Origin of the sequence: Paenibacillus sp. PK3_47, from assembly GCF_023520895.1 — a bacterium.
In the GTDB taxonomy this organism is placed as follows: Bacteria; Bacillota; Bacilli; order Paenibacillales; family Paenibacillaceae; genus Paenibacillus_AQ.
The window spans coordinates 1,382,320-1,408,885 of record NZ_CP026029.1; the positions used below are offsets into that span (position 1 = coordinate 1,382,320).

Annotated in this window: 25 protein-coding genes; 4 read left to right on the plus strand and 21 right to left on the minus strand. The window is 53.9% G+C overall.

Features of this window, described 5'->3' with window-relative positions:
* Positions 1-33: 33 nt before the first annotated feature.
* Positions 34-1,878: an asparagine synthase (glutamine-hydrolyzing) gene (asnB, locus tag C2I18_RS06260; RefSeq protein WP_249900400.1), complete on the plus strand. Its 1,845-nt coding sequence runs from the start codon at positions 34-36 to the stop codon at positions 1,876-1,878.
* A 422-nt stretch (positions 1,879-2,300) separates the two neighbouring features.
* Here asnB and C2I18_RS06265 read toward each other — a convergent pair whose 3' ends face one another.
* The 5 genes from C2I18_RS06265 to C2I18_RS06285 all read right to left on the minus strand — a co-directional run bounded on the left by C2I18_RS06265 (position 2,301) and on the right by C2I18_RS06285 (position 7,515).
* Positions 2,301-3,137, minus strand: a complete 837-nt coding sequence (locus C2I18_RS06265; protein WP_249902024.1) for an aldo/keto reductase — start codon at positions 3,135-3,137, stop codon at positions 2,301-2,303.
* Between the two features lie 528 nt (positions 3,138-3,665).
* Positions 3,666-4,121, minus strand: a complete 456-nt coding sequence (locus C2I18_RS06270) for a cupin domain-containing protein (protein ID WP_249900401.1) — start codon at positions 4,119-4,121, stop codon at positions 3,666-3,668.
* An 83-nt stretch (positions 4,122-4,204) separates the two neighbouring features.
* Positions 4,205-5,140: an SPFH domain-containing protein gene (locus C2I18_RS06275; RefSeq protein WP_249902025.1), complete on the minus strand. Its 936-nt coding sequence runs from the start codon at positions 5,138-5,140 to the stop codon at positions 4,205-4,207.
* Entirely contained in the window at positions 5,140-5,562 is a 423-nt protein-coding gene (locus C2I18_RS06280) for an NfeD family protein (RefSeq protein ID WP_249900402.1), read from the minus strand. The genes C2I18_RS06275 and C2I18_RS06280 overlap by 1 nt, the downstream gene beginning before the upstream one ends.
* A 243-nt stretch (positions 5,563-5,805) precedes the next feature.
* Positions 5,806-7,515, minus strand: a complete 1,710-nt coding sequence (locus C2I18_RS06285; RefSeq protein ID WP_249900403.1) for a glycosyl hydrolase family 18 protein — start codon at positions 7,513-7,515, stop codon at positions 5,806-5,808.
* 502 nt (positions 7,516-8,017) lie between these two features.
* Between C2I18_RS06285 and C2I18_RS06290 the strand changes: the two genes are divergently transcribed.
* On the plus strand, positions 8,018-8,803 hold the full coding sequence (locus C2I18_RS06290; protein WP_249900404.1) for an ABC transporter ATP-binding protein: 786 nt from the start codon (positions 8,018-8,020) through the stop codon (positions 8,801-8,803).
* A gap of 215 nt (positions 8,804-9,018) precedes the next feature.
* Positions 9,019-9,351 (plus strand): hypothetical protein, encoded by a 333-nt coding sequence (locus C2I18_RS06295; RefSeq protein ID WP_249900405.1) that lies wholly within the window; start codon positions 9,019-9,021, stop codon positions 9,349-9,351.
* Here C2I18_RS06295 and C2I18_RS29795 read toward each other — a convergent pair.
* The 5 genes from C2I18_RS29795 to C2I18_RS06315 all read right to left on the minus strand — a co-directional run bounded on the left by C2I18_RS29795 (position 9,283) and on the right by C2I18_RS06315 (position 13,089).
* The gene (locus C2I18_RS29795; protein WP_481857920.1) at positions 9,283-9,678 is read right to left on the minus strand and encodes an SPASM domain-containing protein; all 396 of its coding nucleotides are present in this window, start codon (positions 9,676-9,678) and stop codon (positions 9,283-9,285) included. The genes C2I18_RS06295 and C2I18_RS29795 overlap by 69 nt on opposite strands.
* Entirely contained in the window at positions 9,632-10,090 is a 459-nt protein-coding gene (locus C2I18_RS06300) for a radical SAM protein (RefSeq protein WP_249900406.1), read from the minus strand. The genes C2I18_RS29795 and C2I18_RS06300 overlap by 47 nt, the downstream gene beginning before the upstream one ends.
* A gap of 225 nt (positions 10,091-10,315) precedes the next feature.
* On the minus strand, positions 10,316-10,954 hold the full coding sequence (locus tag C2I18_RS06305) for an XTP/dITP diphosphatase (RefSeq protein ID WP_249900407.1): 639 nt from the start codon (positions 10,952-10,954) through the stop codon (positions 10,316-10,318).
* A 1-nt stretch (position 10,955) separates the two neighbouring features.
* The gene (rph, locus tag C2I18_RS06310; protein WP_275100966.1) at positions 10,956-11,717 is read right to left on the minus strand and encodes a ribonuclease PH; all 762 of its coding nucleotides are present in this window, start codon (positions 11,715-11,717) and stop codon (positions 10,956-10,958) included.
* A gap of 151 nt (positions 11,718-11,868) precedes the next feature.
* Positions 11,869-13,089, minus strand: coding sequence for a GerMN domain-containing protein (locus C2I18_RS06315; RefSeq protein ID WP_249900408.1), 1,221 nt, complete (start codon positions 13,087-13,089; stop codon positions 11,869-11,871).
* A gap of 487 nt (positions 13,090-13,576) precedes the next feature.
* Between C2I18_RS06315 and C2I18_RS06320 the strand changes: the two genes are divergently transcribed.
* Positions 13,577-14,173: a phosphatidylglycerophosphatase A family protein gene (locus tag C2I18_RS06320; protein WP_249900409.1), complete on the plus strand. Its 597-nt coding sequence runs from the start codon at positions 13,577-13,579 to the stop codon at positions 14,171-14,173.
* A gap of 1,510 nt (positions 14,174-15,683) precedes the next feature.
* On the opposite strand, the gene C2I18_RS06325 is transcribed toward C2I18_RS06320, so the two are convergent.
* The 11 genes from C2I18_RS06325 to nifE form a co-directional block, all read right to left on the minus strand.
* A complete protein-coding gene (locus C2I18_RS06325) occupies positions 15,684-16,721 on the minus strand; it encodes an MBL fold metallo-hydrolase (RefSeq protein ID WP_249900410.1) in 1,038 nt (345 codons plus the stop codon).
* Positions 16,722-17,456 carry a class I SAM-dependent methyltransferase gene (locus tag C2I18_RS06330; RefSeq protein WP_249900411.1) on the minus strand — a complete coding sequence of 245 codons (735 nt, stop codon included), beginning with the start codon at positions 17,454-17,456 and terminating at the stop codon, positions 16,722-16,724. It abuts the gene before it with no gap.
* A gap of 155 nt (positions 17,457-17,611) precedes the next feature.
* The gene (locus C2I18_RS06335; RefSeq protein ID WP_249900412.1) at positions 17,612-19,303 is read right to left on the minus strand and encodes a glycoside hydrolase family 13 protein; all 1,692 of its coding nucleotides are present in this window, start codon (positions 19,301-19,303) and stop codon (positions 17,612-17,614) included.
* A 120-nt stretch (positions 19,304-19,423) separates the two neighbouring features.
* Positions 19,424-19,840: a hypothetical protein gene (locus tag C2I18_RS06340; RefSeq protein ID WP_249900413.1), complete on the minus strand. Its 417-nt coding sequence runs from the start codon at positions 19,838-19,840 to the stop codon at positions 19,424-19,426.
* A 129-nt stretch (positions 19,841-19,969) separates the two neighbouring features.
* Positions 19,970-20,743 carry a Cof-type HAD-IIB family hydrolase gene (locus tag C2I18_RS06345; protein WP_249900414.1) on the minus strand — a complete coding sequence of 258 codons (774 nt, stop codon included), beginning with the start codon at positions 20,741-20,743 and terminating at the stop codon, positions 19,970-19,972.
* 191 nt (positions 20,744-20,934) lie between these two features.
* Positions 20,935-22,083 (minus strand): homocitrate synthase/isopropylmalate synthase family protein, encoded by a 1,149-nt coding sequence (locus C2I18_RS06350; protein WP_249900415.1) that lies wholly within the window; start codon positions 22,081-22,083, stop codon positions 20,935-20,937.
* The gene (locus tag C2I18_RS06355) at positions 22,080-22,832 is read right to left on the minus strand and encodes a HesA/MoeB/ThiF family protein (protein WP_249900416.1); all 753 of its coding nucleotides are present in this window, start codon (positions 22,830-22,832) and stop codon (positions 22,080-22,082) included. Before C2I18_RS06355 ends, C2I18_RS06350 begins: the two co-directional genes overlap by 4 nt.
* Before the next feature lie 39 nt (positions 22,833-22,871).
* On the minus strand, positions 22,872-23,429 hold the full coding sequence (locus C2I18_RS06360) for a DUF269 domain-containing protein (RefSeq protein ID WP_249900417.1): 558 nt from the start codon (positions 23,427-23,429) through the stop codon (positions 22,872-22,874).
* Entirely contained in the window at positions 23,422-23,832 is a 411-nt protein-coding gene (gene nifX, locus C2I18_RS06365) for a nitrogen fixation protein NifX (protein ID WP_249900418.1), read from the minus strand. Before nifX ends, C2I18_RS06360 begins: the two co-directional genes overlap by 8 nt.
* Complete coding sequence (gene nifN / locus C2I18_RS06370) at positions 23,807-25,135, minus strand: nitrogenase iron-molybdenum cofactor biosynthesis protein NifN (RefSeq protein WP_249900419.1); 1,329 nt, start codon at positions 25,133-25,135, stop codon at positions 23,807-23,809. The genes nifX and nifN overlap by 26 nt, the downstream gene beginning before the upstream one ends.
* Positions 25,125-26,489, minus strand: coding sequence for a nitrogenase iron-molybdenum cofactor biosynthesis protein NifE (gene nifE, locus C2I18_RS06375; protein ID WP_249900420.1), 1,365 nt, complete (start codon positions 26,487-26,489; stop codon positions 25,125-25,127). The genes nifN and nifE overlap by 11 nt, the downstream gene beginning before the upstream one ends.
* Between the last annotated feature and the right edge of the window lie 77 nt (positions 26,490-26,566).

The following is a 26,566-nucleotide window of genomic DNA, read 5'->3' on the forward strand; positions in this document are numbered from 1 at the left end:
CAACAATCGCACAAAAAGAGAGGATGAACCATCATGTGCGGAATAACCGGATTTATCCAGTGGCGCGGCGACCTTACCCAGCACTCGCAACTGCTAGTTAAAATGACTGAAACTTTGGCCAACCGCGGACCGGATGCGGCCGGAACCTGGATCTCAGGCCCCTGTGCCTTCGGCCACCGCAGACTTAGCGTCATCGATCCCGAAAACGGCGCACAGCCGATGATCGCCCGCCATGAAGACCATGTGTACGCCATTGTGTATAACGGTGAATTATACAACGCCCCGGAACTCAAACAAGAGCTCAAGCAGCGGGGACATCATTTTCTCACCCAGTGCGACACGGAAGTCCTGCTCCATGCTTATATCGAATGGGGTCCGGAGTGCACGGAGAAGCTGAACGGCATCTTTGCTTTTGCTGTCTGGGACGGCAGGCATGACAGAGTGTTTCTGGCCCGCGACCGTCTCGGTGTAAAGCCTTTGTTCTACAGCAGGGTAGATGATGTGTTTGTGTTTGGTTCCGAGCCTAAAGCGCTCCTGCAGCATCCCAAGGTACAGCCGAAGGTTGGTCCGGAGGGACTCTCGGAGATTTTCATCGTCGGTCCGGCCCGGACACCGGGACATGGTGTATACAAAGATATATTCGAGCTTCGTCCAGGTCATGCCATGATTTACAGCCGGGAAGGAATCCGCAGCTATGCATACTGGAATCTGGAGAGCTATAACCACACCGATAATGTTGAGCAGACAGCCGCCAAGGTACGTGAGCTGCTGCAGGATACGCTGGAACGCCAGCTCGTCTCTGATGTTCCCGTCTGCTCCCTTCTCTCCGGGGGACTGGATTCCAGCGCGCTCACTGCGCTCGCCGTAAATTACTACAACAAGAACGGCCAAGGCAGGGTGGATACTTATTCTGTCGATTATGTGGATAATGATAAGCATTTCAAAAGCCACTCTTTTCAGCCTGGCGCAGACGGGCCATGGATCAAGCGGATGGTCGATGAACTGAACACAAATCATCATTATATTTCATTTGATACGCCAGAGCTTGTGGCAGCACTCGACAATGCGCTCTATTCCCGGGATTTGCCGGGGATGACGGATGTGGACTCCTCGCTGTACCTGTTCTGCGGAGAGATCAAAAAGAACGCGACCGTCGCCATTTCCGGCGAAGCCGCGGATGAGATCTTTGGCGGATATCCCTGGTTCCACCGTGAGGATATGCTGTCTTCCGGCACATTCCCCTGGTCTGTGGCACCCAAAATGCGCGCAAGCCTGTTATCTCCGGAAATCCATGAATGGATCCGTCCGCTGGAGTATTTGGGCGACAGATACAGCGACGCAGTGGCAGAAGTGCCAAAACTTGACGGCGAGACCGGTAAGCAGGCCCAGATGCGCGTGATGTCTTACCTCAACATTACCCGCTTCATGCCGACCCTGCTGGACCGCAAGGACCGGATGAGTATGGGCGTAGGGCTGGAGGTCCGCGTTCCTTATTGTGACCACCGGCTCGTACAGTATGTATTTAACATTCCCTGGGAAATCAAGACCGTTGGCAACCGTGAAAAGGGGATTCTGCGCAAAGCTCTTGAGGGTGTCCTGCCGGATGATGTACTTTACCGTAAAAAAAGCCCTTATCCCAAAACGCATAATCCCGCTTATTTGAACGCTGTACGGACACGGATGCTCAACATTCTGGATGATAAAAGTTCACCTATTCTGCCCTTAATTGACGCCGCCAAAATCCGTGAAATCGCAGCATCCCCGGAATCCTCCAGCAATTTGCCCTGGTTCGGCCAGCTGATGTCCGGCCCGCAGCTGTTCGCTTATCTGGCCCAAGTGGATCTCTGGCTGCGTAAGTATAATGTGTCCATTGGTTAACAGCGCGCACGGGACATTCCGAGCCGTGTAGAGTTGCATAGAATTCCGTTGACTCTGCTCCAAGACCGCCATCTGAGCTTTAACTGCATATCGTGCAATTAAAACCGGCTACTTTTGTAGAGGAAGGACTATAATTGCATTCTCTGCAGTTAAAAACCCCCGTATAGCCTCCAAGAAGGCAATAAGCCAATTTTAGATGTACAGAATACAGTTAAAGCCCCAAATCCGCTATTTCACGGTTCTTTAACTGCAGGAAGTACACTTAAAGTTACTACACTTCACATAAGCTATCAGCGATGGGTCTGGCGCAGGGGTTAAGGAGCAGTATTCTCCGGTTCGATTTTATGCAGCCATCACTTCACTTCTCAACGCAAACCGGCACGCTTCCAGTAGGAGACGTGCCGGTTTTATAAATCTATACCTTAGAAATTAAAATTATCCGGATCCGGACCGAACCGGTGATTCTGATTCAGATCCTCAATCGCCTTCACATCTTCATCGCTGAGCGTGAAATCGAAGAAGCCGGCATTCTCAACGATCCGCTCGGCATGCACCGATTTCGGGATTGTGATTACGCCCTGCTGCAAATCCCAGCGGAGCACAATCTGCGCTACGGTTCTGCCGTATTTCTCGGCCAGCTCCTGCAGCAGCGGCACATCCAGGTTCCCCTGCATCAGCGGGCTCCAGGCCTCCAGCTGAATATCATGCGCGCGCGTGAATTTCAGCAGCTCACGCTGGGTAAGCAGCGGATGGAACTCGACCTGGTTAACGACCGGTACCACGCCGGAATCGTCGATAATATCCTGCAGGTGATGAACCTGAAAGTTGCTTACGCCAATCGATTTGACCAAGCCTTCCTTCTGCAGGTGGATCAGCGCTTTCCATGTATCCCGGTATTTCCCGGCCACCGGCCAGTGGATCAGGTACAGGTCGATGACATCCAGCCCAAGCTTTTTGCGGCTCTCCTCGAAAGCCTTGAGCGTTGATTCGTAGCCCTGATCGGGATTGCGCACCTTAGTGGTGATAAACAGCTCGTCCCGTGGTACACCGCACTCCCGGATGGCCTGTCCGACGCCTTCTTCATTATTGTAACCGGCCGCCGTATCAATGCTGCGGTAGCCGGTCTCTATTGCTGTTTTCACCGCGTTGATAACCTCTTCGCCGTCTTTGGTCTGCCATACGCCCAGCCCCAGCCACGGCATCGTTACTCCATCATTTAACGTGGGTCCACCTGAAAATGGTCCGTTTAATTGACTCATCATTAACCCTCCAAGCCTATTGGTGTGATCAAACTTCCTTTAACCGTAAAAGCGGTCTCATAATCATGCAGAGTTCAGAAACAGTATAGCAGATGACTGCGCAGGAACCAAAAAGACGGAAAAGTTGAGAATTTCAAAGGGGAAGGTCCTTCCAGATCAGACGTTTCAGCATCGATTAGAATAATCCGGTCTGAATAGTTCTCGCAGAAGGCGCACACAAACCAAGCGAAGTGGATTTTATCCATCTAATCCTCCGTCAAATAGCGTTTTATGAATACTAGTGGGAAAATCTCCATTTAACTAGACTAATTTAGTCACTAAAGGCCTGTATCCGCCTGAATAGCCGGAGTATTTCCAATTAAATCTCATAAATCAGGAAAAAGGTTAAAATTAGATGGAGGAATTCCTGCTACGTATTATCACATTTTTGTGAAGCGGATTTTGTCACACCTGTTGAATTACGAAATCTGTACACGCAGCAAAAAAGCGCCCCTGCATCTGCAGCCGGCGCTTCTTCTGTAATCCGCCTTACTTCTCGATCATCTTGAAATCGTCAAAATGGAACTCCGGAGATACAATGCAGGAGACCAGTACAGGCTCATCGCCGAGTACCCGTGCAGCCTGCCATACGCCTTCCGGAATTACCACCTGGGGCTGCTGTCCGGCTGCGATGTCGATGCCGAGGATGACCTCTGTGACGTCTTCCGGCTTGTCGCCGCTGCCGCCCAGACTCAGTACGATCGGGCTGCCCGAATGCCACAGCCAGATTTCCGAAGACAGCACCGTGTGCCATTCCGAGGTCTCACCCGGATGAAGCAGGAAGTAGATGGACGAAGCCGAGGCTCTCGGTCCGGAATAGCTGCCGCCCAGCGTATCGTGCGGGATTTCAAAGGATGAATTCCAAAGTCTCTTGTACCATCCGCCTTCAACGTGAGGCTGCAGCCCCAGCGCTTCCACCAGCGGGGAAATTTCTTTGTGCGTCACAGTATCTTCTCCTTAAAGTAAATATACACACCAATGTGCTTTTACTTTAACGGAATGTGCCGCATTTGTCTAATACTCCCGGCTTACTTGCCGTCCTTGCCGGACTTGAACACCTCGGCGATGGCCCCCAGGCTGCCCAATGTCTCGACGGCGCTGGTCGGCAGGAACACCTTGTTCGCTGCACCCTTCGATATATCGGTCAACGCTTCAAAAGACTGGTAAGCCAGCACCCGCTCATCCAGCCCCGCGGTGCTGATCAGTGCAATCCGCGCCTTCTCGGCTTCGGCGACCGCTTCGATCGCTTTGGCCTGACCCAGCGCTTCCAGCTCCTGCGCCTGCCGCAGGCCTTCCGCCTGACGGATCCGGGCTTCCTTGTCCCCTTCCGCCTTCAGAATCTTACTCTGCTTGTCACCTTCGGCCCGCAGGATCATATCCTGCTTGGCAGCTTCCGCCTCAAGTACAATCGCCCGTTTACTGCGCTCTGCCTTCATCTGTTTATCCATCGCCTCCTGGATATCCAGCGGCGGCTTGATGTCGATCACTTCGACGCGCTCGATCCGCACGCCCCACTTCTCAGTCGCTTCATCGAGGGCGAGACGGATGTCCGAGGAGATTTTTTCCCGGCCGGACAAGGTTTCATCCAGCTCCAGCTTACCGATAATCTGCCGCATTGTTGCCGTAGAGATGTTGCGGACACCGTATACATAATCGGAAATTCCGTAAGTTGCTTCTTCCGGGCCAACGACCTGGTAGAAAATAATCGTATCGATCTGCACCTGAACATTATCCTTCGTAATTACCGTCTGCGGCGGAACATTCGCCTGCTGAATCCGCAAATCATGATACGTGCGCACCTGATCAATTACCGGAATCAGAATATTCAGCCCCGGTGTAAGCAGGCGGTTGAATTTACCCAGACGTTCTACAACACCTACTCTTTGCTGCGGTACAATTTTGATCGTCAGTGCAATAAAAACTACGACTACAACCACAATAATACCGATAATCGCCCATTCCATCAGTACATATCCCCCCATCGCTCTACTTCAATAATAGTGTTGCCTCTTCGGATCACTCTGACTACCTCATCCTTCTTCAGTGCCTGAACAGAGGTTGCGCTCCAGGTATCCCCGCCTATCTTGACCTGGCCGTAACGGCCCATCTCAATCGGCTCCACCACAATTCCCTGTCTGCCTACGATTTCTGTCCCTGTATCCTTGAACCCCCGGGAACTGCGGAATCTCGCCACCAGCGGCTTCGAGAACAGCGTCAGCAGCAGTGCAGCGGCACAGCCAACGGCCACCTGCAGCAGAAAAGCCTCCGGAAACAGCAATGATACCAGACCTGCTGCCAAAGCCCCGATACTGAGCCACAGCAAGTAAAATGTGGTTACCATCATTTCAATCACGAACAGGATGCCGGCTGCGATCAACCAAATCACCCATACCTCCATCGGTCAACACACCACCTTCCTCTATATACTCCTATAACGTAATAAACTGCAATCCGTTGCAAAGTATGTCAAAGATGGGCACTGGCGTATGTAGTTATTATATTTCAGCGGATGGAAGCTTATGAGCGTCTCTGTTAAAGTCTATAAGCATGCCGCGGCAAAAAAAAGCCTGCAGAGCAAAGGCAATGCCTTCTCTGCAGGCTCTTCGGATTACATATTAAACAGGAGTTCTTATCTCAGCAGCCAGAGAGCCGGTACAACAGGCGGCTCCCAGCCCTGCAGCGAGGTATGGGACTGCCTGCACGTATACGTGGCACCGTTGTAGGAGACAACATCCCCTGTTTTATACGCTACTCCGGCGGCCCATGCGGATACACCCGGGGTTGGCGTCGGTGTAGCGCCAGGTGTTGGCGCCGGAGTCACTGTTGGCGTTGCTGTTGGCGTGGCGCTAGGCTTTGGCGTCGGAGTCACTGTTGGTGTTGCTGTTGGCGTTGCTGTTGGTGTGACGCTAGGCTTTGGCGTGGGAGTCACTGACGGCGTAGGGGTAGGCGTTGGAGTAACAGTTGGTGTCGGTGTTGGCGTAACCACCCCGCCGCCAAGCTCGGCGAACAGCTTGTTTGTAAGCGTTCTGTTGCGGTCACCGCTGGTCTCCCAGAACATGGCACCCGCCAGCCCTTTGCTTTTCAGATAGCTGGCCTTATGACCGATCGATTCTGCATCATCATAGCTGATGAAGGTTTGTGTGGACGGATTATACAGATAAGGAACCTTGGAGGTGTTGTTCCAGTAACGGGTGTAGCCGTTTTTGTTGATATAATTTGCTTCCAGATCATAAAAATCGTAGTTGCCCTTCTCCCAGGTCCCTGTAGAGGAGATTCCGGCGGATACCTGATACTGTCCGTTGCTCGCAGCAGGAGCTCCGCCCCATCCGCGGCCGTAGAACGGCATTCCCAGCACGAGCTTGCCCGCCGGGACTCCTGCAGTCAGATAGCTCGTTACCGCCTTGTCGATATTGTAATTCGCCGGCTCTGTCAATCCTGTTGAAGCAGCGGCGGGATCATAGTAGAGAGGGGCATTATGTCCGGTTGTTGTATTCCAGCTGCCGTTAAAGTCATAAGTCATAATATTAATCCAGTCGACAACCGCAGCAATGCCGCTAAGGTTGTTATTTTGAACATAGGCCGGTGAGGCACCGGAGGCAATCGTCAGGAGATAGGTTTTGCCGTCAGCAGCGCCGGCGGCATTCAGTTTTTCACGGATTTTTTGCAGGAGCAGCACATAATTCCCTTTGTCCTCAGGTCTGACGCTGTTGCCGGCCAGCCCTCCGCTTACAGGGTATTCCCAGTCCAGATCAACACCGTCCATTTTGTATTTGCGGATGAAATCCACCGCAGAATTGGCAAACACCTCACGGGTAGCTGCCGTTGCCGCCACATCCGAGAACCGGTTCGACCAGGTCCAGCCGCCGACGGAAATTACCGTTTTGAGATTCGGATTCCGCTCTTTCAGCTTCCACAGCTGTTTCAGGTTGCCTTTGATGGGATCATCCCACTTGTCATCGCCGAAGCTTTTTTGGGCATCAATCCAGGGATCGCCAAGCACAATTGTACCGTTAGGCACACTGATTGTCTGGCCTTGTTCATTCTGGCAGCTCCAGGTGACCGGGTTCGGACCGGTAGGATCAGGATTGCCATGGACACCGTTCCAGCAAATATCGGCAAAGGCGTAATTGATGACATTCATTTTGGTCGGATCAATATCACTTACATTAAAAGTCCGTCCATAGGCAGCCCACGAAGCATAATAACCAACGATCTTGTAGTCTGCTGCCGCACTTACCGTCTTTGCACTGGTGCCAAAAACCGGAATAAGCGAGAAGAGAATCGCCACGATGATGCCGAGCGTAAAGCTTTTACGGGATCTGTTATTAGTGAACTTCATTTCGGTATCTACCTCCTTAGGTTCAAAACACAGCACACACCCTGTTCAAAAAGCCCCTGCGCTCACCCCCCGCTCGGATTTGCCTTTACTCTGCCTTTCTATCAACCTTCGTACATTCCTGATGATAGACAAGCTTAAAAAGCGCACAAAAACTGCACTTCCCGGTGTTTCGCTCCTTCAAGAGGATACTTTGCTGATGCTGTCAGTAGATAGGTGTCAGGAAATATGTCTGGCAGGAGGGATCTTTTACAATGTGTGGAGGGATGGCATGGAAATGTATGAAGGCAATTCTATTCTCTTACAAAGCACCGGATTATACCAGGGGGAAATTTCCATAATATAGGGATATTATTATCTTGTTTCTAATTCCTTGAGGGCTTTTAACTTCTTTTAAATCGGTGATGATTTGCATTAAACTTTGTTCTATATTTCACAATATCTATATTTTCTTCAGCTGGGTGCCAACGGCGCCGGAAAGTCCACTCTGATGAATATTCTCGCCATGATTGATAAGCCGTCCGGCGGGCGGATTCTTTATGAGGGCCAGGATGTTTATAAAGCCTCCAGTTATTACAAAAGCAGGCTCGGCTATCTTCCCCAGAGTATCGGACTGATCCCTGCCCTGAGCGGACGGGAATTTCTGATGTACATCGCTGCCATGAAGGGTCTGCCGGGACGGGAAGCTGCCCTTGTGGTAGAGGAGCTGCTGGAATCTCTTAATCTGTCCGGGATCGGCGACCAGCCGATCCAGAGCTACTCCGGCGGGATGAAGCAGCGGGTCGGCATCGGCCAGGCTCTGCTCAATCAGCCCTCTGTCCTGCTGCTGGATGAACCCACTGTAGGTCTCGACCCGGATGAGCGGGTGTTCTTCAAGCAGCTGATTGCCAAGTATGCCGAACGGTCCACAGTCATATTATCTACCCATATTGTCTCCGATGTTGAGGCACTTGCCACACATATTATCATTATGAAAAAGGGCCGGGTTCTTGCCTCCGGCGACTCGCGTACCCTGAAGCAGTCCCTTCACGGTAAGGTCTGGAGAATTCCGGCGGCGGGCACCGGGACAGATCTGAAGGTGCCTCATATTTACGGCGGCAGCCAGATGAACCGTGAGGGTCTGGAGACCCGTGTCCTGTCCTATACGCGCCCTGCCCCTTACGCAGTTGAAACAGAGCCTTCGCTTGAAGATGTCTACTTATATTATATGCATCAGAACCAGCTGGTCCAGGATTCCTCCGGCAGAAGCCATCCGCTGGATGGCCATGGCGGATTGGCGGGTGGCCTGTGATGATCAAACCGTCGGTTTCCGGACAGCTGCAGCTTGTCCCTCCGCAGGTCAAAGAACGGACCCGCAAACGCACATTTATATGGACACTGCTGCTGTTTGCCATACTAACCTTTTTTTAGTTTCCATCCGGCAATGCAGCCTATACAACACTGACAACAGTCATTCACAGCAGCTCGTTTGAAGGCGGTTACCGCGGAGTATACAATTAAGCCTGGATGGGGCTCCTGGTGGTGCTGTTCCTTCATACCGTCCTGATATTCAGCGGGATCTACTTCATCCGCAGCTCCATCAGACAGGACATGGACTCCAAGCTCGATGCATATATTAAAAGCTCTCCGCTGCCCTTTCACCGTTACCTGGAATCCAAAAGATTGTCTAATTTCATCTACTTGTGCTGCATCGCCGGCGCAGTGGAGGTAATGGCCGTGGTAATGCAGCTCAGCCGCGGGGAAAGCGGGGAGATCGTCCTCCTGTCCTATCTATTGCCTTTTATATTGCTTGTTGTGCCCTTTCTCTACGTTCTGGCCAGGTTGAGTTGCAACGGGTGACGGCTCCGCTGCTTTGACTTCATGAATCAGCCAGATCATATGTTTGGCGTTATAGCGGATGGAGTCACAGCGGGGATCTTTTTTTAGCGCCGCGACGTAAGGACAGCCGCCCAGACAAGCAGGCAGTACCGCACAGTCCGAGCATTTGGTGACCTTGAAAGGATCATATTCCATATAGTTAACAAGAACCGAATTATACTTCACACCGCCGCTTACCGTTCCGACACTGCAGTCTTTTCTGCCGATTTCATTCCAGCACTTATAGAGATCCCCAAGCGGGTCAATAACATAACTGGACGGAGAAACGGCTCCGCATCCGGATCGTATTAAAGCCGCGCTGCAGCGCCTTACGGTATACCTGCATTTCTTCCCCTGAAAACTCGTAAGAAGAAAAGCAGTCCGGATTGGCGCAGGAGCTAGCGGAATCATCCACAGCCGCAATGTAAAAGCCCACTTTGTTCCTGAGCCCATGCTCCTCCAGCAGGTCCAGAATCTGATCTACATGGCCGATATTCGTTCTGTCGACATTGACGCGGATATTGATTTTGATCTCTTCATGCACATCCTTGATATTCTGCAGAATCCTGTGGAATGTAGGACCTGCCTTCCGGCCGTCACGGCCGATCAGAAATCTAAAAAAAGCGGATGTATACCTGTGTGACGAAATATCTTCGGCTCTCGATCCCGAAAACCAGCAGCTCGTAGCAGAATTATTGTCCGAGTTATCGCAGCGCTCCATTGTGATCGCTGTATCTCACCACCAGGATGCCGGGAGCCTCGATACAATAACGGAATATAACGGCCGTAATTCCCCTGTCCGGATTTCCAGACTGCGCAGCATCCAGGAACTTAGTCTGGCTGTAACATAATTTCTGATTCAGCTGTCCTATATGCTGCCTTGCGGGAATTTCCAAATATAAAGGGGCTATGCTCACGCATAGCCCCTTTTCTGTATTTTATAAAACTACAATCCGTTCTGCTTCGCGGCAAGCTTCCCGGTCAGCAGCCGCAGCGCCATTCCCCGGTGGCTGATCTTCTGCTTTTCTTCCAGCGTAAGCTCTGCCATTGTCTTGTCATACTCTGAAAGATAGAACAGCGGATCATAACCGAAGCCCCCGCCGCCGGCCGGCTCAGAGGTGATCCAGCCTTCCACCGTTCCTTCAGCGGTCAGCTCCTGGCCGTCAGCCGGATCATACAGCGACAACGCACAGACAAACCGCGCCGTGCTGAGCAGCGGCTGACCGGTGTCCTCGCCCTGTTTCAGCCGTTCCAGCTCACTCAGCAGCTTCAGGTTATTCTCGCCGTCTTCGGCTCCTTCTCCCGCATAACGTGCGGAGTAGACACCCGGTTTGCCGTCGAGGGCATCCACACACAGCCCGGAATCATCCGCGAGCACCGGCAGTCCGAGGGCATCGCCTACGGCTTTTGACTTTTTGAAAGCATTTTGGGCAAAGGTCTCCCCGTCCTCGACGACATCCGGCAGTTCCGGATAATCGAACATGCTCTTCACAGTCAGTCCAAGCGGCGCAAAAGCATGCTGAAACTCCCGCACCTTGCCTTTATTCTTCGTCGCAACAATCAGAATTCCGCCGCCTGAGCTCATATTACACCTCTTGTCCCGGCAAGCCGGAATTAATTTTGAGTGCGATCGGGCCCAGCACTTCCTTTTGCACGGCGATCAGCTCGTAGATCCCCTTCTCTCCAAGACCCAGCAGCTGGTCCAGCTCCTGGCGGGTGAACGGACGTTCCTCCCCGGTACCCTGCAGTTCAACAAACGCACCGCTGCCCGTCATCACCACATTCATATCGACCTTCGCCTTGGAATCTTCCTCATAATTCAGGTCCAGCAGTGCTTTGTCGCCTACCACACCGACACTGATCGCCCCAAGGTAGTCTGTAATCGGGAATACGCTCAGCTTGTGCTGAAGCGCGATTTTGTTGATGGCAAAAGCCATAGCTACAAAAGCACCGGTAATCGAAGCCGTCCGTGTCCCCCCATCCGCCTGAATAACATCGCAGTCCAGTGTGATGCTGCGTTCGCCAAGCGCCTGCAGATTCACTACGGAACGGAGTGCCCGTCCGATCAGACGCTGAATTTCCATCGTCCGTCCGGTCAGCTTGCCGCGTGCGGCTTCACGCTGGTTGCGTGTCTGCGTGGCCCGGGGAAGCATCGAATATTCGGCGGTTACCCAGCCTTTTCCCTGTCCCTTGAGGAACGGCGGGACTTTTTCATCTACTGTTGCTGTACAGATGACCTTGGTATCTCCCATTTCAATAATTACGGAGCCCTCGGCATATTTATTCGTCTCGGTTGTTATAGTCAGCGGCCGCAGCTGGTCGTCGTTTCGCCCGTTTGATCTCATCATTATTTGCCTCCTGCATCTTGGGTAGAATTGCGGTATTTCCGCATAAAACGGATAACATCCCTGGTCCGGGACATTATCCGTTTCTTATTGGCAAGCTTTATTCTACCAAAGAGAAGACGCAAAAGCATCTTTTTGAGCCTGCGGTTTAATTTTATAAAGGCAGAACGTTGACATACTCAGGTGCGGATACCGGCTTGCCGTAGTCCACCTTGTTCGTTCCGGTAACCGTATCCAGACCGTTCAGACGGATCTGAACCGGTGCATCTCCGGCATTCTGGGCCACCGTAAGCACGACTGATTCCAGCATCTCCTCAGGCACATTTTGGCCGTCTGCAAACATATCGTCCTTAAGCGATACAGTGACTACACCGTTCTGCCCCGCTTCGATGGAATCCAGTACCGTTCCCTGGGTCATAACCATTTCAAGACCGTTATTGGAATCAGGTCCGGCGATCAGCTCATTCAGCGCTGCCTTCACAGGTTCTTCCCCTGCGGGTACAAATCGTGTAACCGGAACATAATACTGATGAATACCGTCAGGCGCCTGTGCGGAAAAATAAACCGTTACCGCGCTTGAGTTCATCAGCATCGGCCCGTGCTTCGGCAAATTGATGCCCATGGTGCGTGACAGCGGACGGTCCAGCGGAATGCCCTGCAGCGGCATCTCGGTCAGCTTTTTGCCGTCCACCCAGAGCTGGACGCCTTCAATGCCTTCCTGGCCGGTCAGCGTCCAGGTGATGGCTTCGAGGATTTTACGTTCATCCCGGGGCTCGTAGTCATTAAAAGAGGCGTTAAATTCAACAACGGCCAAGTTTGACTTGTCTACCGAAACATTTTTCACTTCTGTTCCGGCAGGAAGCACCGCCTGGAAGCCTTCAGGCAGGGCTGCGGCCAGGGTGCCCTTGCTTACCAGTGCCGTGATGGAATCCTTGAGCATCGTAACTTTGTCACCTTCCGGCAGGCTCAGCGATACGGGTGCGAGGAGACCGTTGCCGTCCTCCAGGAAGACTGTTGTCCGTTCGCCAGCCGCCGCTGCTGTTTCAGTATCGGCAGGGCTATCTGCTGCTGCAGCGGAATCCTCTGCAGCAGCCGAATCGTCTACGGCAGCGGAATCCTCTGCAGTAGCGGAACCCTCTACGGCCGCAGTTTCCGTGCTGTCTTCTGTGACCGGCGCAAACACTCCGGAATCAAGCGTGTTATTCTCGCTGAACTCCAGCATTTGTGCCTCCACCTCACCCGGGGGCGGATCGACCGCTGCCGATTCCGAGCCGAACAGGCCGCAGCCGGACAATGTCAGGGGAACCGCCAGCAGGCAAGCCGCGGACAACCCGCGGATTTGTTTCATAGGCTTCTTATGTTTCTTATGTTGCATCTAATCATTACCCCTTTCAAAAGCTAATGTCAGTTGGTACTGCTATGTATACGAGCCCTTTGTCCAAAAAATAACACAGCTTATCCAAAATATTCGGACAAAGGCTGTGCGGAGAGCGGTAAGTGTTTTACAGGCGAGGAATCAAGGCAGAATCCTTGCCATATAGGTGTGCAGAGAGTCTGCTTCAGTGGGAATGTTACAGCTAAAGAGCTTAGTTGGATTTCCTCCGTCTAATCCGGTCTTTTTCATCGTTTATGAGCTTTAGTTGGAAATCCTCCAGTTATTCGGGCAGGTAAAGGCCTCTGGTGGCTTTTCCAGTACATTTAAGTGGAGTTTTTCCAATAAAATTTGTATTACCAGTGCTTATCAGAGAATTAGACGGAGAAATTCCACTTAGCTTTATTTGTACACGTTCCCTAAGCCGCCAGTGCCGAATTAGGGTAATATATTTTAGCAAAATAAAACTACTACCTTAGGGGTGACGAAGATGACTATTGAGAAAATTCCCTACAGCCTTAACAGCAAGGCAGTGGCCGAGGCCACCAAGCAGTGGATGCATATACGCGGGGTAACTGTGGCGGAAATTGCCGAGCTGGTCATGCTGCTGCAGCAGAAATACTATCCGGATCTGACGATGGAGGAATGTATCCATAACGTGGAGATGGTACTGAGTAAACGTGAAGTCCAGAATGCTGTGCTTACTGGCATCCAGCTTGATGTGCTGGCCGAGGAAGGCAAGCTCTTCCCTCCGCTGCAGGATATGATTGAACATGATGAAGGGCTGTATGGAGTCGATGAGATTCTGGCCTTTTCCATTGTCAATGTATACGGCAGTATCGGCTTCACCAACTACGGATATGTGGACAAGCTGAAGCCCGGTGTACTCGAGCGGCTGAACGACAAAACAACCGGACAAATCCACACCTTCCTCGACGACATCGTCGGCGCAGTCGCCGCTGCCGCCAGCAGCCGGATCGCCCACCGCAAACAGGCTGAGCGCGAAAAGGAACTCGGTGAGCCACACGTGCCGGAAGATGCCGAAGAGGCCGCCAGAAAGCTGGAGGGTAAGGATAGGATAGAATAAAAACAGACATGCAGGCGTACGGTGTTAACTTGAGCGGCCAGACTGGATTGGTGAGGCTACGACGGTTTGAGGAATGTTCGCGGGATTGCTGAATTTGCGTCGACCCGAAGATTAGCATGGTCAGTAAGTTAGTGTTTGCTGGCGGTTGCTCGGGGAGTGACGTATGTTCGTTGAATCAGCGTTGATCCGAGGAGTTACATTGTCAGTAAGTTAGTGTTTGCTGGCGGTTGCTCGGGGAGTGACGTATGTTCGTTGAGTCAGTGTTGGTCCGAAGAGTAACATTGTTAGTAAGTTGGTGTTGCTGGCGGTAGCTCGGGGAGTGACGTAGGTTCGTTGAATCAGCGTTGGTCCGAAGAGTAACATTGCCAGTAAGTTGGTGTTGCTGGCGGAGCTCGGGGAGTGACGTAGGTTCGTTGAATCAGCGTTGGTCTGAAGAGTAACATTGTTAGTAAGTTGGTGTTGCTGGCGGTAGCTCGGGGAGTGACGTAGGTTCGTTGAATCAGCGTTGGTCCGAAGCGTTACACTGTTAGTAAGTTGGTGTTGCTGGCGGTAGCTCGGGGAGTGACGTAGGTTCGTTGAATCAGCGTTGGTCCGAAGCGTTACACTGTCAGCAAGTTAGTGTTTGCTGGCGGTTGCTCGGGGAGTGACGTATGTTCGTTGAATCAGCGTTGGTCTGAAGAGTTACATTGTTAGTAAGTTGGTGTTGCTGGCGGTAGCTGGGGGAGTGACGTATGTTCGTTGAATCAGCGTTGGTCCGAAGAGTAACATTGTTAGTAAGTTGGTGTTGCTGGCGGTAGCTCGGGGAGTGACGTATGTTCGTTGAATCAGCGTTGGTCCGAAGAGTAACATTGTTAGTAAGTTGGTGTTGCTGGCGGTAGCTCGGGGAGTGACGTAGGTTCGTTGAATCAGCGTTGGTCCGAAGAGTAACATTGTCTATAAGTTAGTGTTGCTGGCCGTGGCCTGCGGATCGGCGAAAGTACGGTGCAGCGTACACGTGGAGCTTGCAATAGACGGCGATAAATTTAGCATTGGGGTCTGGGAGCCCGGTGCTCCAGGAACTTAGCTGTATTTTGTACACTTATTTTGAGTAGACAGACCACTAATTTGTTGTTTAATTGCAGAACGTACATTTAAATATTCACTTTTACTCTAAATAGGCTGTTTTGCTGAAATTTAGCTGTAGAGAATGCAATTAAACCTGGGAGCGAGCGAGTAACAGAGCTTTTAACTGTACGAAGTACAACTATAAGTACAACTATATCAAACCGGTCCTGTAACGGGTAACCATAAAGTTACCCGAACGGAATGAAGCTGCCTATATACCAACCACAGCAACCAGCAGCCAAACTAATAGCCGGATTAAACGCCAAGAACCACGATCAAGCTAAAAAGCCATGCCGCACATGGGAAGCAGCAGTCTCCTGCTCCCCCATGTGCAGCATGGCTTCTTTACGTTAGTACATCCCATCATGCTTAAGGTCAGCAGCTACCGTTCTGAACGGTCGATCCTTCAGTTCAGCGCCGCATACAGGATAATCCCGTCCCCTGCGGGCTCCACCTCCGCCGCCCGCTCCCGGCGGACCAGCTCAGTGAGATGCGCCAGCGTTTCGCTCATGGCAAAGCGCATCTGGTGCGCGCTGCTCACGCGGCTGCGGAACAGCGCCTGGCACACGGCGAACCCGCTCAGCGGTCCGCCTTCCAGCAGGCGGCTGACGGTGTCCAGCCGCTCCTCATGGTGCCGGAGCAGGCTGTCCGCCCGCTCCGCAAAGCCCGTGAACGGTACCCGGTGCCCCGGGAACGCACGGGTAACCCCGAGGCTGCGCAGCTCACGCAGCCCCTCCATAAAGGTCCGCAGCGGCTGCGGATCGCTGCCGGGCTGCAGGCCGACATTGGGCGAAATCTGCGGCAGCACAGCATCGCCGCAGAGGATCAGCCCGCTGGCGGCCTCATACAAAGACACATGGCCCGGCGCATGGCCGCCGGTCGTAAGCGGCCTCCACGCCCGGCCGCCCAGCACAAACGGCGCCGCAGTATCGATATAGCTGACTTCCGGCTGCGGCGTAACCTGGATCAGGAAGCTCTCCAGATGCTCCCTGACCCCCTGGACCGTCTCCTCCGGCATGCCGTGGCGGAGGAACAGCTGCGGCAGCGTCTCGTTCAGACTCGCCCCCGTGCCCCAGCTCATCCGGGCCTCGGCATGGGCCCGCTCCGTCATCCACACCCTCCCGCCGCTTGCGGCCTGCATCCAGCCCGCAAGCCCGTAATGGTCGGGGTGGTGATGGGTCACTACAATCTCCCTGACCTTATCCCAGGTCAGGTCCAGCTCTGCCAGCACGGCCTGCCAGGCAAGCTCTGCCTCCGGCTTGTGCGGGCCCGGATCAACGACCGTAATTCGGCCGTCCGGCCCGGTCAGGATATAGCTGTTCACCTGACGCAGAGGAGGGTCCATCGGCACCGATACCTGCAGAATGCCGCCCTCCCATGATGTCATCTCCGCCTGCTGCATGGAGCTATCGCCGCCTTCTCTGAGTCTTTTTCCTGATACCATCTAAGGCCGCACTCCCCTGAAAATCATCCTTGCCGAGTGCTCCGGAACATACTTCTCCTCATCATAGCTTCCGTGCACCTCATCCAGCTGCAGCCCGGCCGCGGCAATCATCTCGCTGAACTGCTCCCGTGTGTAAAGCTTTACCCGTTCATGATAGCGGCGCGGCTCCCCTTCAGGCCCTGTGGTTAGCACAATATCCTTTTTGACATATCCGTCTTCAATCCGGCGGGTCTCATCAATCAGCACCCCGTGCTCCTCGCGGACGGAATGGGGCACCAGATGGCGGATGACATGCTCGGGATTCAGAAAATCAATAATGAATTTACCGCCCGGTCTCAGCATCCGCTGAATTTCCCGCAGCACTTTGACCTGCTCCTCATCCTTCTCAAAGTAGCCAAAGGAAGTGAACAGATTAACCACGGCATCGAAGCCGCCCGCAAGCGGCAGCTCCCGCATATCGGAACGCATCCAGGTCACCGCCTCCGCGCCTTTCTGGGAACGCGCCTCTGCCAGAAGCGTCTCTGAGAGATCCACACCGGTAACCTTGTAACCTGCTTCAGCCAATGCCAGCGAATGGCGGCCCATGCCGCAGCAGAGATCCAGCACCCTGGAGCCTTCCGGCAGGCCAAGCCAGCCTATCATCTTCTCCACCTCGTGCCTCGCCCCGCTGAAATCCCTGTGCCTGTATACGATCAGATAATCCTCTCCGAAGCTCTTCTCATACCATTCGCTCATCTTCCCCGTCTCCTCCCGCAGTCAGACTCCTGCAAACTCTCTCTATGTATGACAATGTAAAGCCATTGTACCGTCTTTTGCAGTGATCTGAAACAAAAGTTGCCATTTCGCCATACTTCCCGCGCCGTGGCAACTCTTGTCATCCAACTGATTTATTAAATTTGGCGCTGCAGATAGACTCTGGCTTCATACGGGCGGAGCTTCAGATTCCGGAGATCATCCTCTTTGGCTGGCGGATAGTTGGAGATCAGCAGCTCCTGCTTTCCGGCATCGAAGCCTTCAGGCAGTTCAAAGACCGGCTCATGCTCAAAGAAATTAAGGATCACGAGCAGCCGCTCATCCTCCAGCGTCCGGGTATAGGCGTAAATCTCCGGATGGTCCTCCAGCAGCAGGCTGTATTCACCATATACAATCACCTTATGCGTCTTTCTCAGCGCAATCAGCTTCTTATAATAATGATAGATGGAATCGGGATCCTTAAGCGCATTCGCCACATTGATCTCCTGCGAATTGGAATTCACCCGGATCCACGGCACACCTGTGGTGAAGCCGCCATTCTCGCTGTCATCCCACTGCATCGGGGTGCGGGCGTTGTCCCGGCTTTTTTTATGGATATTGGACATGATCTGGGCTTCGGGAAGCCCCTGGTTGCGCTTTTCCTCATAATAATTCAGCGTTTCGACGTCCCGGTAGTCATCGATGGACTCAAAGGAGACATTCGTCATCCCGATTTCCTCACCCTGATAAATATAGGGCGTTCCCTCGAGCATATGAATGAAGGTCGCCAGCATTTTGGCCGAAGGAACACGGTAGTACAGATCATTGCCGAACCGCGAAACCGACCGGGGCTGGTCATGGTTGCACAGATAGTTGGCGTTCCAGCCTTTGTTATGCAGGACGGTCTGCCAGTTGCTGATGATTTTTTTGAGCTCAAGCAGACTCCATGCGACCGTATCCCATCTTCCCGCGCCCGGTGCCGCACAATCGATATTCATATGCTCGAACTGGAAGGTCATATTCAGCTCGCGGCGACCGTCACCGACATAATCCAGCGCCTGCTCCGGCCCGAGGCCCGAGGTTTCGCCGACTGTCATAATATCGTAGAAGTACAGCACCTTATCGTTCAGATTCTGCAGCAGGGTATGGACATCCGCCAGGTTGGAGAACTTCTCATACGCGCGGACGGTCGCAGTTCCTTCGGGGTTATGCGCATCCGGAAACCCTTCCTCTTTCACAATGTGGGAAATGGCATCAAACCGGAAACCGTCGACGCCTTTTTTCAGCCACCACTCCACCATATCATGCAGCTTTTCAATCACAACGGGATTCTCCCAGTTCAAATCAGGCTGGTATTTGGAGTACAGATGCAAATAATATTCATCCGTTGCCGGGTCCAGCTCCCAGACCGAGCCGCTGAAATAGGATTCCCAGTTGTTCGGGGGCCCGCCGTTTTTGGCTTTTTTCCATATATAATAGTCGCGTTTGGGATTGTCCTTCGAGCTCCTTGATTCAATGAACCAGGGGTGCTCATGGGAGGTATGATTCAGCACGAGATCCATCATCAGCTTCATCCCTCGCAAATGCATCTCCCGGAGCATCACGTCAAAATCCGCCATCGTCCCGAATTCCTTCATTATGTCGCAGTAATCACTGATATCATAACCGTTATCATGGTTCGGCGATTTATAAATCGGACAGACCCAGATGACATCGACACCGAGATCCTTCAGATAATCGAGCTTGGATATGATGCCGCGCAGATCGCCAATACCGTCGCCGTTACTGTCCATGAAGCTGATCGGGTAAATCTGGTAAGCCACACTTTCCTTCCACCATTTGGGGTTCACTGGCCTTCCCTCCACTTCGGTTCCTGTTCTGTTTTTTTGCAGACATATTAATATATCTTAACCACAGAACTTAAGACCAATAACAAAAATCCGGTTAAAACATGACATCATCTTTGTGATTTAAGCCTCCGGATCCGCCAGCAGGAGAAGGTCTGCAACCGCCCCTTTAATCTTGGCATCCAGCTCCTGCTCTACAGCCTGGCCGAAATCCTGAACGTAATACAGCAGCAGCGAACCCTCCTGATAAACCTTGTACGGAACGGGATCCGCCGTCCTGGTGTGCTGTTCAAAATCCTCCATACCCGCTTCTCGCTCTTCAGCCGAAGGGAACGGGTAGAGGGATATCTCGTCGCCATTCAAAAGAAACACCAGCGGCTCCTGTCCGTTCAGCTCCCTCTGAAAAATACTCTGCGGCCGCACATCCGCCTGCGTCACCTCCAGCCCCCGGCCTTCAAAAGCAGCAACAATCTCCTCAGCCGTAAGTATTCCTGCCCTGGCCCCGCCAGCCTCATCCGAATGGCCGCAGCCGGTAAGCATCAATAAGCATATTAGCAGAAGCAGTATATTCCTCCGGTACATCGCCTTCCCCCGCTTCCTCAAGTATCCTGCTGTTCATCCTATTGACGTAACGGCCGGGGGAAGGTTGCACGCCTCAAGCCCGCCGGGCTACAGCAGCCCCACCATTTTCAGCCCTTCCAGAATCCCGTCCTCGCTCACATGTTTTGTTACATAACGGGCGGCTGCCTTGGCTTCCTCCTCCGCATTGCCCATCGCAATCCCGTGGCCGACAAAGCTCAGCATTTCCAGATCATTCAGACCGTCCCCAAAGGCATAGATATCCTCCTTCTGCACCCCGAGCGCCTTCATCATTTCAGCGATCCCCTCCGCCTTGGAGCCGTTCCCCGGCAGCACATCCATACAAAGCGGGTGCCAGCGGACGAAATTAAAGGCGGGATACGCTGCAGCATACATCTCCTGGCTCTCCGGCTGGCAGAAGACCAGTGCCTGATAAATCGGATTCTGCAAAAAATACTCCGCATCATGCGTCGGAAAAGCCAGCTTTAGCGTTCCGATGCTCGTAGTGATATACTCATGCTCCGCAACGCTTACTTTCATGTCAACATCATCGATATAACCTACCGGATGGTCATGCTTCTCTGCAAACAGGGTCAGCTCCTTCAGCAGCTCCGTATCCAGCGCATTGCTGTACACCACTTTCCCCTCAAACACCACATACTGTCCGTTAAGCGATACATAGGAATCAATCCCCAGCTCTTCACGCAGCTCCTTGAACATATAGGGTGCTCTTCCGGTGGCAATTGCCACATTGTGGCCCCGTCTCTTCAGTTCCGCAATGGCTTCCCGCGTGGAAGAAGGAATTTGCTTGTCTTCATCGTAAATGGTGCCGTCAATGTCAAAAAAGATCGTTTTTACAGTCATGGTCAGCTGTTCTCCTTAGTCTCTCTTGTTTATGGTTTCCTTCAAAAGATTGTAGAGGCTTGTTACCGGGGATGCAAGACAGGCTGCCGTAAGAACTGCATTTCCCGCAAAAAAAGCAAGCAGCAACTGCCCTCACGGGAATAGTCTGCTGCTTGCACCGGCAACGATACATTGCATCCATTTGATATATTCTAGCCCCACATCATATTATGGGTCCGCTGCTGCTCTTCCATCAGCCACTGCACCAGCATATACTCCGGTACATGGCCCTTACTGGCTTCCGCATATTCCCGCACCTTCTCCAGCAGCCGTGCCGCCGTCTCCTCGGTGATCGTCAGCCCCCGCTGCTCCAGGACATGGGTCACACCGCCGGAGCCGGAATGCTTCCCGAGCACAAAACGGTGGGCCCGGCCCAGCTCTGCCGGGTCAAAAGTCTGGTAGGTCGACTTCTCCTTTATCAGCCCGTCCACATGAATGCCCGACTCATGGGTAAACGCCAGCTCGCCGACAATCGCCTTGGCGTCGCCGACACTGCGGCCCGAAGCGGCAAGGACCTTGTCAGCCAAAAGCTTCAGCCGGTCCAGCCTTACACCGCATTCGCCGCCGTATAAAAAGCGCCAGGCCATGGCAACTTCCTCCATGGCCGCGTTGCCGGTCCGTTCACCTATACCGGCCACCGTAGTACTGGCCCAGACTGCCCCGGCTGCAATGCCGCTCAGCGTGTTGGCCGTGGCCAGCCCGAAATCATTGTGGCAGTGCACCTCCAGCTCCACATCAGAGGGCACGTTGCCCAGCAGCATGCCCACACGCTCTGCCATTTGTCCCGGATGATGGGCGGACACCGTATCCGCATACCGGAACCTTGTGATCCCTTCACGGTGCAGGGTATTCACGGTCTCAATCAGAAACCCCATATCCGCCCTGGAGGAATCCTCCAGACCGGCCGACACCGTCATGCCCTGCCGCAGGCCGTATTCCGCTGCACGCAGCAGCTTGTTCAGCCCTTCGGCCGGTGTCAGCCCGAGCTTGCCGTGCAGCTGAATCTCCGAAACCGGAATGGAGACATGGCACCAGTTCACCCCGGTGCTCCGGGCCTTGTCGATATCCCCGGCCACCGAGCGGTTCCAGGTCATCAGCTTCATCGGAAGCCCCAGCTCCGCTATGGCCGCGATATCCTCCTGCTCCCGCTTGCCCATTGCAGGAATGCCTACCTCTGCCTGTTCTACTCCGCACTCCGACAGCAACTTTGCGATTTCCAGCTTTTCCGCCCGCGTGAATGATACTCCAGCCGCCTGTTCCCCGTCCCTCAGTGTCGTGTCACATAACTTGAGACTTTTCACGGTGTACCTCCTTCTCCGCAGCAAGCGCAGCCCGGATTACGGGTAATAGTGACGCTGTAACAGGCGAAGTCGAGTGAGCTGAAGCGATGCATTACGCCCGCATAAGTTGTCCCTACCCCTGTAATCCATTTTACGGCCTCCAATGCGGCCAGACAACCGGCAATTCCCGAGGTTGCCCCCAGCACCGGAAAGCCCAGCGGCTCCCACTGCGGCTGCAGATCCGGGTACAGACATTCAAGACATGGCGTTACACCTGGAATCATCGTCGTGAGCGATACTTCGAACCCGTACATCGCAGCCTCTACCATAGGTGTTCCGGTATCCACACACAGCCGGTTCAAGGCATACCGTTCCGGAAAATCATAACGGGCGTCGATGACTATATCCGCCTCTTCCACCCACGGCTTTGCCGCGGGATATTCAACCCGTGCATTGTAGCCTTCGATCTCCACATGCGGATTCAGGCGCTGCAGATGGGCTATGGCTGTGCTCATTCTTTCCATGCCCAGATGCCCGCTGTCCATCAGAATCTGGCGGTTGAGATCCGGCTCCGCAATGACTCCCTCATGGGCAAGAATCAGCTTACCCACTCCGGCCGCCGCCAGATACAGTGCCGCTGTCCCCCCCAAGCCGCCGATTCCCGCCACCATCACTGCAGCATCCTTCAGCGCACGCTGTCCCTGTTCACCCAGCAGCTTCAGCTGCCGGGCATACCGCATGCTCTCCAAATCTGCGGCAAGCTGCTCCATCCGGCCCTCACCCCTGTGACTGATAATTAATTTTCGTCCCTAGCCTTCCAGGCTTAACAAACCGTGAAGGGCCGTGACCTCCTTGTATTTATTCAAAAAGCATAGGCCCTCCTCAATGCATTCCACCCCGTAACGGATCAGCTTCTCTTCCGAGGTGAACGGGAAAGGAAAGCCGGCGCGCAGGCTCTTCAGAACCAGAATGACACGCCCGCTGTACAGCAGTCCCCGGCCAAAACCCTCACCGTTAATCTCCGCTGTGCTCTGAACCAACGCCCCGCTTTTTTCCTCCATGACTCCCGCTGCCGCCTGAAAGACCAGCGGAACCTGCTGACGGACCTTCGGCGAGACCGCGCAATTGAAATCAGACTGCTCCCGGTCTGCAATGGAAGCCAGAAACTGCTGCGCGATTTTGCCCTGCGGCGTTAAAGATGATAATCTTCCGAAGTAATCCCCGGCATCCAGAAGGCTGCACAAACGGCGGACAAATGCATCCGCCGTCTCAGGATCCACTTCCCGTGGGGTTCCCCGTCTGCGGTTCTTCAGCGCACGGACTTCACGGACAACCGTCTCCCCAAAAGCCGCGGCTTCTTTAGCCATGGGTTCCATCTGCATCCTCCCCTTCGCGTATGTCATCCGCCTCAGCCCGCAGTACCTTAGCCAGCCACATCGGCGGCTTGCCCTGCAGCATTTCGGCGAGCCGCTTCACCTGCTCCTCTATCGGACTGCCATGCGGCACCTTGACCGGCATAATCTTGCGCCGTGTCACCCGCGCAGCCGCTGAAGCGCCAATCTGCATGATGAACAGCAGTGTGCAGTCACTGACTGCTTCAAGGCGGCTGTCTATTTTGCCCGCTTCGTCCTGATTGAGTACTACCGGCAGCCGGCGCAGCTCCAGGAATTCCCCGCCGTTCTTCGTAACATTATAGACAGCGAACATCGGGCTCTGTCCGAAATGGGCATTCACCCGGCTTCCATCATCTGTGGCGAACGCTACTTTCACGGCGCTCCGCCTCCCTTCGCATTAAGAGATTGCCTGCCTTGTTGCTCCATTCCATCGCTCCCCTGTAGCCGACCGAGACTGACATATAAGCGCCAAGCTCGCTCCAGACCGGAAATCCGGCCGGCATAAAGGCAGCTTCAATCCGGCCGGCTCCGGCAATGCCATGCGAGCTGCTGATCCACAGATCTGCACCTTTGCCCAGCACTTCGGCATCATCCAGATCCCCGATCCACACCTCGCGTTCCATTCCGGCAACGAGCGGTGTCTCATAGGAAGCTATGAGCGCCTTCTGCTCCACGCCGAGCTCCTCCAGCCACCCGGATACCGAATAGAGGTGATCCGGCTCCAGCGCTGCCACCGCCGATATGCCGGCGAACTGGAAATGCGCGTCCAGCATGCCATCAAGCAGATTCTCCCGCTGCCAGCAGTAACGGAGCGGAACCGGTTCTCCGCTGATCTGATGCAGAAAATGCAGCAGCTCATCAGTGGCCTTAAGTCCCATGGCTCCGCTGAACACCTTGTATGGCGTGCCAAGCGCATTATGCAGCCTTCTCGCCGGTCGTTCCATGCTGCCCCCTACGGCAATGGTCAGTCCGGATTGCAGGCTCTGCAGCATGGAATCCAGCGGTACCCCGCCTCTGGTCAGCGGGGAGAAGCCTGTCAGCAGATGTCCGGAGAGAGAAGTGGAGATATCCGGCACTGAGATGACATCGAACCCGAAGGAAGAGATCATCTCCTTGAGCTCCATCACGTCTGCCGGGGTGAGAAATGAACCCGGAAGCAGTGTGATCTGCCGGGTGTTCACGTTTCTTGAACCCCGGTGTCCCACCTGCTGGATCAATTCATCAATCATTGCCTCCACCGCGCTGCTGAATCCCGACTCCAGCGAACCTCTGAAGTCCGGCAGCACGACAGCAAAAGCCAGTCCGCCGCGCATATTCCGCTCCCGCTTGTAGGTCTTGAGCATGGTCTGGTAATCCACTCCGGCGACGTCGGTAAGCTCTGTGCCGACAATCCCGATAATATCGGGGCGGTGCTTGCTCAGCACGATGTTCAGCGCCTCTTCCAGATTGCGGTTCGCATCGAAAATCACATCCATCTCCTGCAGCGCCGAGGTCTGTACGGCAATCGGCTCCCGGAAATGCCGGGTCAGCAGCGCCTTGGGAAAAGCGGAGCAGCCCTGTGAGCCGTGGATCAGCGGCATAGCCCGGTAGCAGCCCTGCAGCGCCAGTACTGCGCCGAGCGACTGGCCAATCTTGACCGGATTAACCGCAGCCGGCTTCTTCCTTCTGTTAACGGTCATACGGCGGTGCCTCCCTATCCCATGGAGCAGGGCTTGCCGCCAGCTTCCAGACCGGATTCGCCAGGGAGTACGTAAGCTCCTTGGCCAGCCGCAGCAGGCCCTCATAGCCGGCATAGGCTTTATGCCGCTCCTGGTTGATGTCGATGAACGGGATCTGCTCCTTCATGGCCACATACATATTGCGCCCGCCGGCGATCATGATATCAGCCTTACGTTCCTTTACCGTCTTCAGAATCCGGCTGGCCCCGCCTTCCGGGATATACTCCGTGTCATCGCCTACCCGGTCTGCAATCCGGCGCACATCATCCTCCGTGCTTTTATTTGTGCCGACGCCGACCACCTGTACCCCAAGCTCCTTGAGCGCGGAGATTACCGACCAGCTTTTAACACCGCCGGTATACAGCACAGCCTTTTTGCCTTTAAGCAGCTTGCGGTAAGGCCGCAGGTCCTGGGCCAGACGGTTCTCCTCCCGCTCGGTGAGCCGGTCCACCCGGCGCTCCATGTCCCTGTCATTCATCAGATAAGCCATCTGGCGCAGCGAATAAGTTGTCTCCTTCGCCCCGTAGAAGGAGCCTTCGAAATACGGAATTCCGTATCTTGACTCCATCTCCCTAGCGAGTCCCAGCAGCGCCCGGCTGCAGACGACCATGTTCACCCTGGCCCGGTGCGCCCAGGCAATTTCCTTATATCTGGCATCGCCGGTGATGCGTGAAGTCACAGCGATCCCTGCGCTGTTCATCAGCTTCTCAATATCCCACATTTCGCCGGCGATGTTGTATTCGCCGATCAGGTTCACGCCAGGCTGCATTTCCGGTTCGGGTTCTCCTGTCCCGATCACATACTGCAGCAGGGCGTCGCCTGCCAGCCGGTTGCCGAGATTTTTGCTGCCGACGAAGCCCGGGCTGTTCACAGGGACTACAGGAATGCCCAGGCGGTCTGCCGCCTCCTTGCACACAGCATCCATATCCTCGCCAATGAGTGCAGTCACACAGGTTGAATATACAAATATTGCCGGAGGCGCAAAGCGCCCGGCAATATAGTCGATACTCTCCTTCAGTTTCTTCTCTCCGCCAAAAATAATATCGGAATCATTCAGATCCGTAGCGAAGCCGTACTGCGACAGGGAGGGGCCGCTCGAAAGAGCGCCTCTGCTCTCCCAGCTGTTCCCTGCGCAGGCTATCGGCCCATGGACCAGATGCGCAGCATCCATGATCGGCAGCAGTGTAATCTGCGCGCCGTCGAAGGAGCAGCCTCCAGCCGCTTCTCCCGGCTTGGGCCGCGGACAGGCCTTGGTTTTGGGGGCCAGGCTGCCGCAGGCTCCGGAATCAAATTCCTCTTTCCGAACAGGATCCATCGGCTCTTCATCTCCTTCGCAAAAGGTGGATGCCAGATATACAAATAAAACTATATTTAGGATAAATTATCACTTTG

Coding starts and splice junctions, on each gene's coding strand:
- asnB (WP_249900400.1), top strand. CDS start 34: ATGTGCGGAATAACCGGATTTATCCAGTGGCGCGGCGACCTTACCCAG.
- C2I18_RS06265 (WP_249902024.1), bottom strand. CDS start 3,137: ATGAGTCAATTAAACGGACCATTTTCAGGTGGACCCACGTTAAATGAT.
- C2I18_RS06275 (WP_249902025.1), bottom strand. CDS start 5,140: ATGGAATGGGCGATTATCGGTATTATTGTGGTTGTAGTCGTAGTTTTT.
- C2I18_RS06285 (WP_249900403.1), bottom strand. CDS start 7,515: ATGAAGTTCACTAATAACAGATCCCGTAAAAGCTTTACGCTCGGCATC.
- C2I18_RS06290 (WP_249900404.1), top strand. CDS start 8,018: ATGATTGATAAGCCGTCCGGCGGGCGGATTCTTTATGAGGGCCAGGAT.
- C2I18_RS06295 (WP_249900405.1), top strand. CDS start 9,019: ATGGGGCTCCTGGTGGTGCTGTTCCTTCATACCGTCCTGATATTCAGC.
- C2I18_RS06300 (WP_249900406.1), bottom strand. CDS start 10,090: ATGGAGCGCTGCGATAACTCGGACAATAATTCTGCTACGAGCTGCTGG.
- C2I18_RS06305 (WP_249900407.1), bottom strand. CDS start 10,954: ATGAGCTCAGGCGGCGGAATTCTGATTGTTGCGACGAAGAATAAAGGC.
- rph (WP_275100966.1), bottom strand. CDS start 11,717: ATGATGAGATCAAACGGGCGAAACGACGACCAGCTGCGGCCGCTGACT.
- C2I18_RS06315 (WP_249900408.1), bottom strand. CDS start 13,089: ATGCAACATAAGAAACATAAGAAGCCTATGAAACAAATCCGCGGGTTG.
- C2I18_RS06320 (WP_249900409.1), top strand. CDS start 13,577: ATGACTATTGAGAAAATTCCCTACAGCCTTAACAGCAAGGCAGTGGCC.
- C2I18_RS06325 (WP_249900410.1), bottom strand. CDS start 16,721: ATGGTATCAGGAAAAAGACTCAGAGAAGGCGGCGATAGCTCCATGCAG.
- C2I18_RS06330 (WP_249900411.1), bottom strand. CDS start 17,456: ATGAGCGAATGGTATGAGAAGAGCTTCGGAGAGGATTATCTGATCGTA.
- C2I18_RS06340 (WP_249900413.1), bottom strand. CDS start 19,840: ATGCTTACCGGCTGCGGCCATTCGGATGAGGCTGGCGGGGCCAGGGCA.
- C2I18_RS06345 (WP_249900414.1), bottom strand. CDS start 20,743: ATGACTGTAAAAACGATCTTTTTTGACATTGACGGCACCATTTACGAT.
- C2I18_RS06355 (WP_249900416.1), bottom strand. CDS start 22,832: ATGGAGCAGCTTGCCGCAGATTTGGAGAGCATGCGGTATGCCCGGCAG.
- C2I18_RS06360 (WP_249900417.1), bottom strand. CDS start 23,429: ATGGCTAAAGAAGCCGCGGCTTTTGGGGAGACGGTTGTCCGTGAAGTC.
- nifN (WP_249900419.1), bottom strand. CDS start 25,135: ATGACCGTTAACAGAAGGAAGAAGCCGGCTGCGGTTAATCCGGTCAAG.
- nifE (WP_249900420.1), bottom strand. CDS start 26,489: ATGGATCCTGTTCGGAAAGAGGAATTTGATTCCGGAGCCTGCGGCAGC.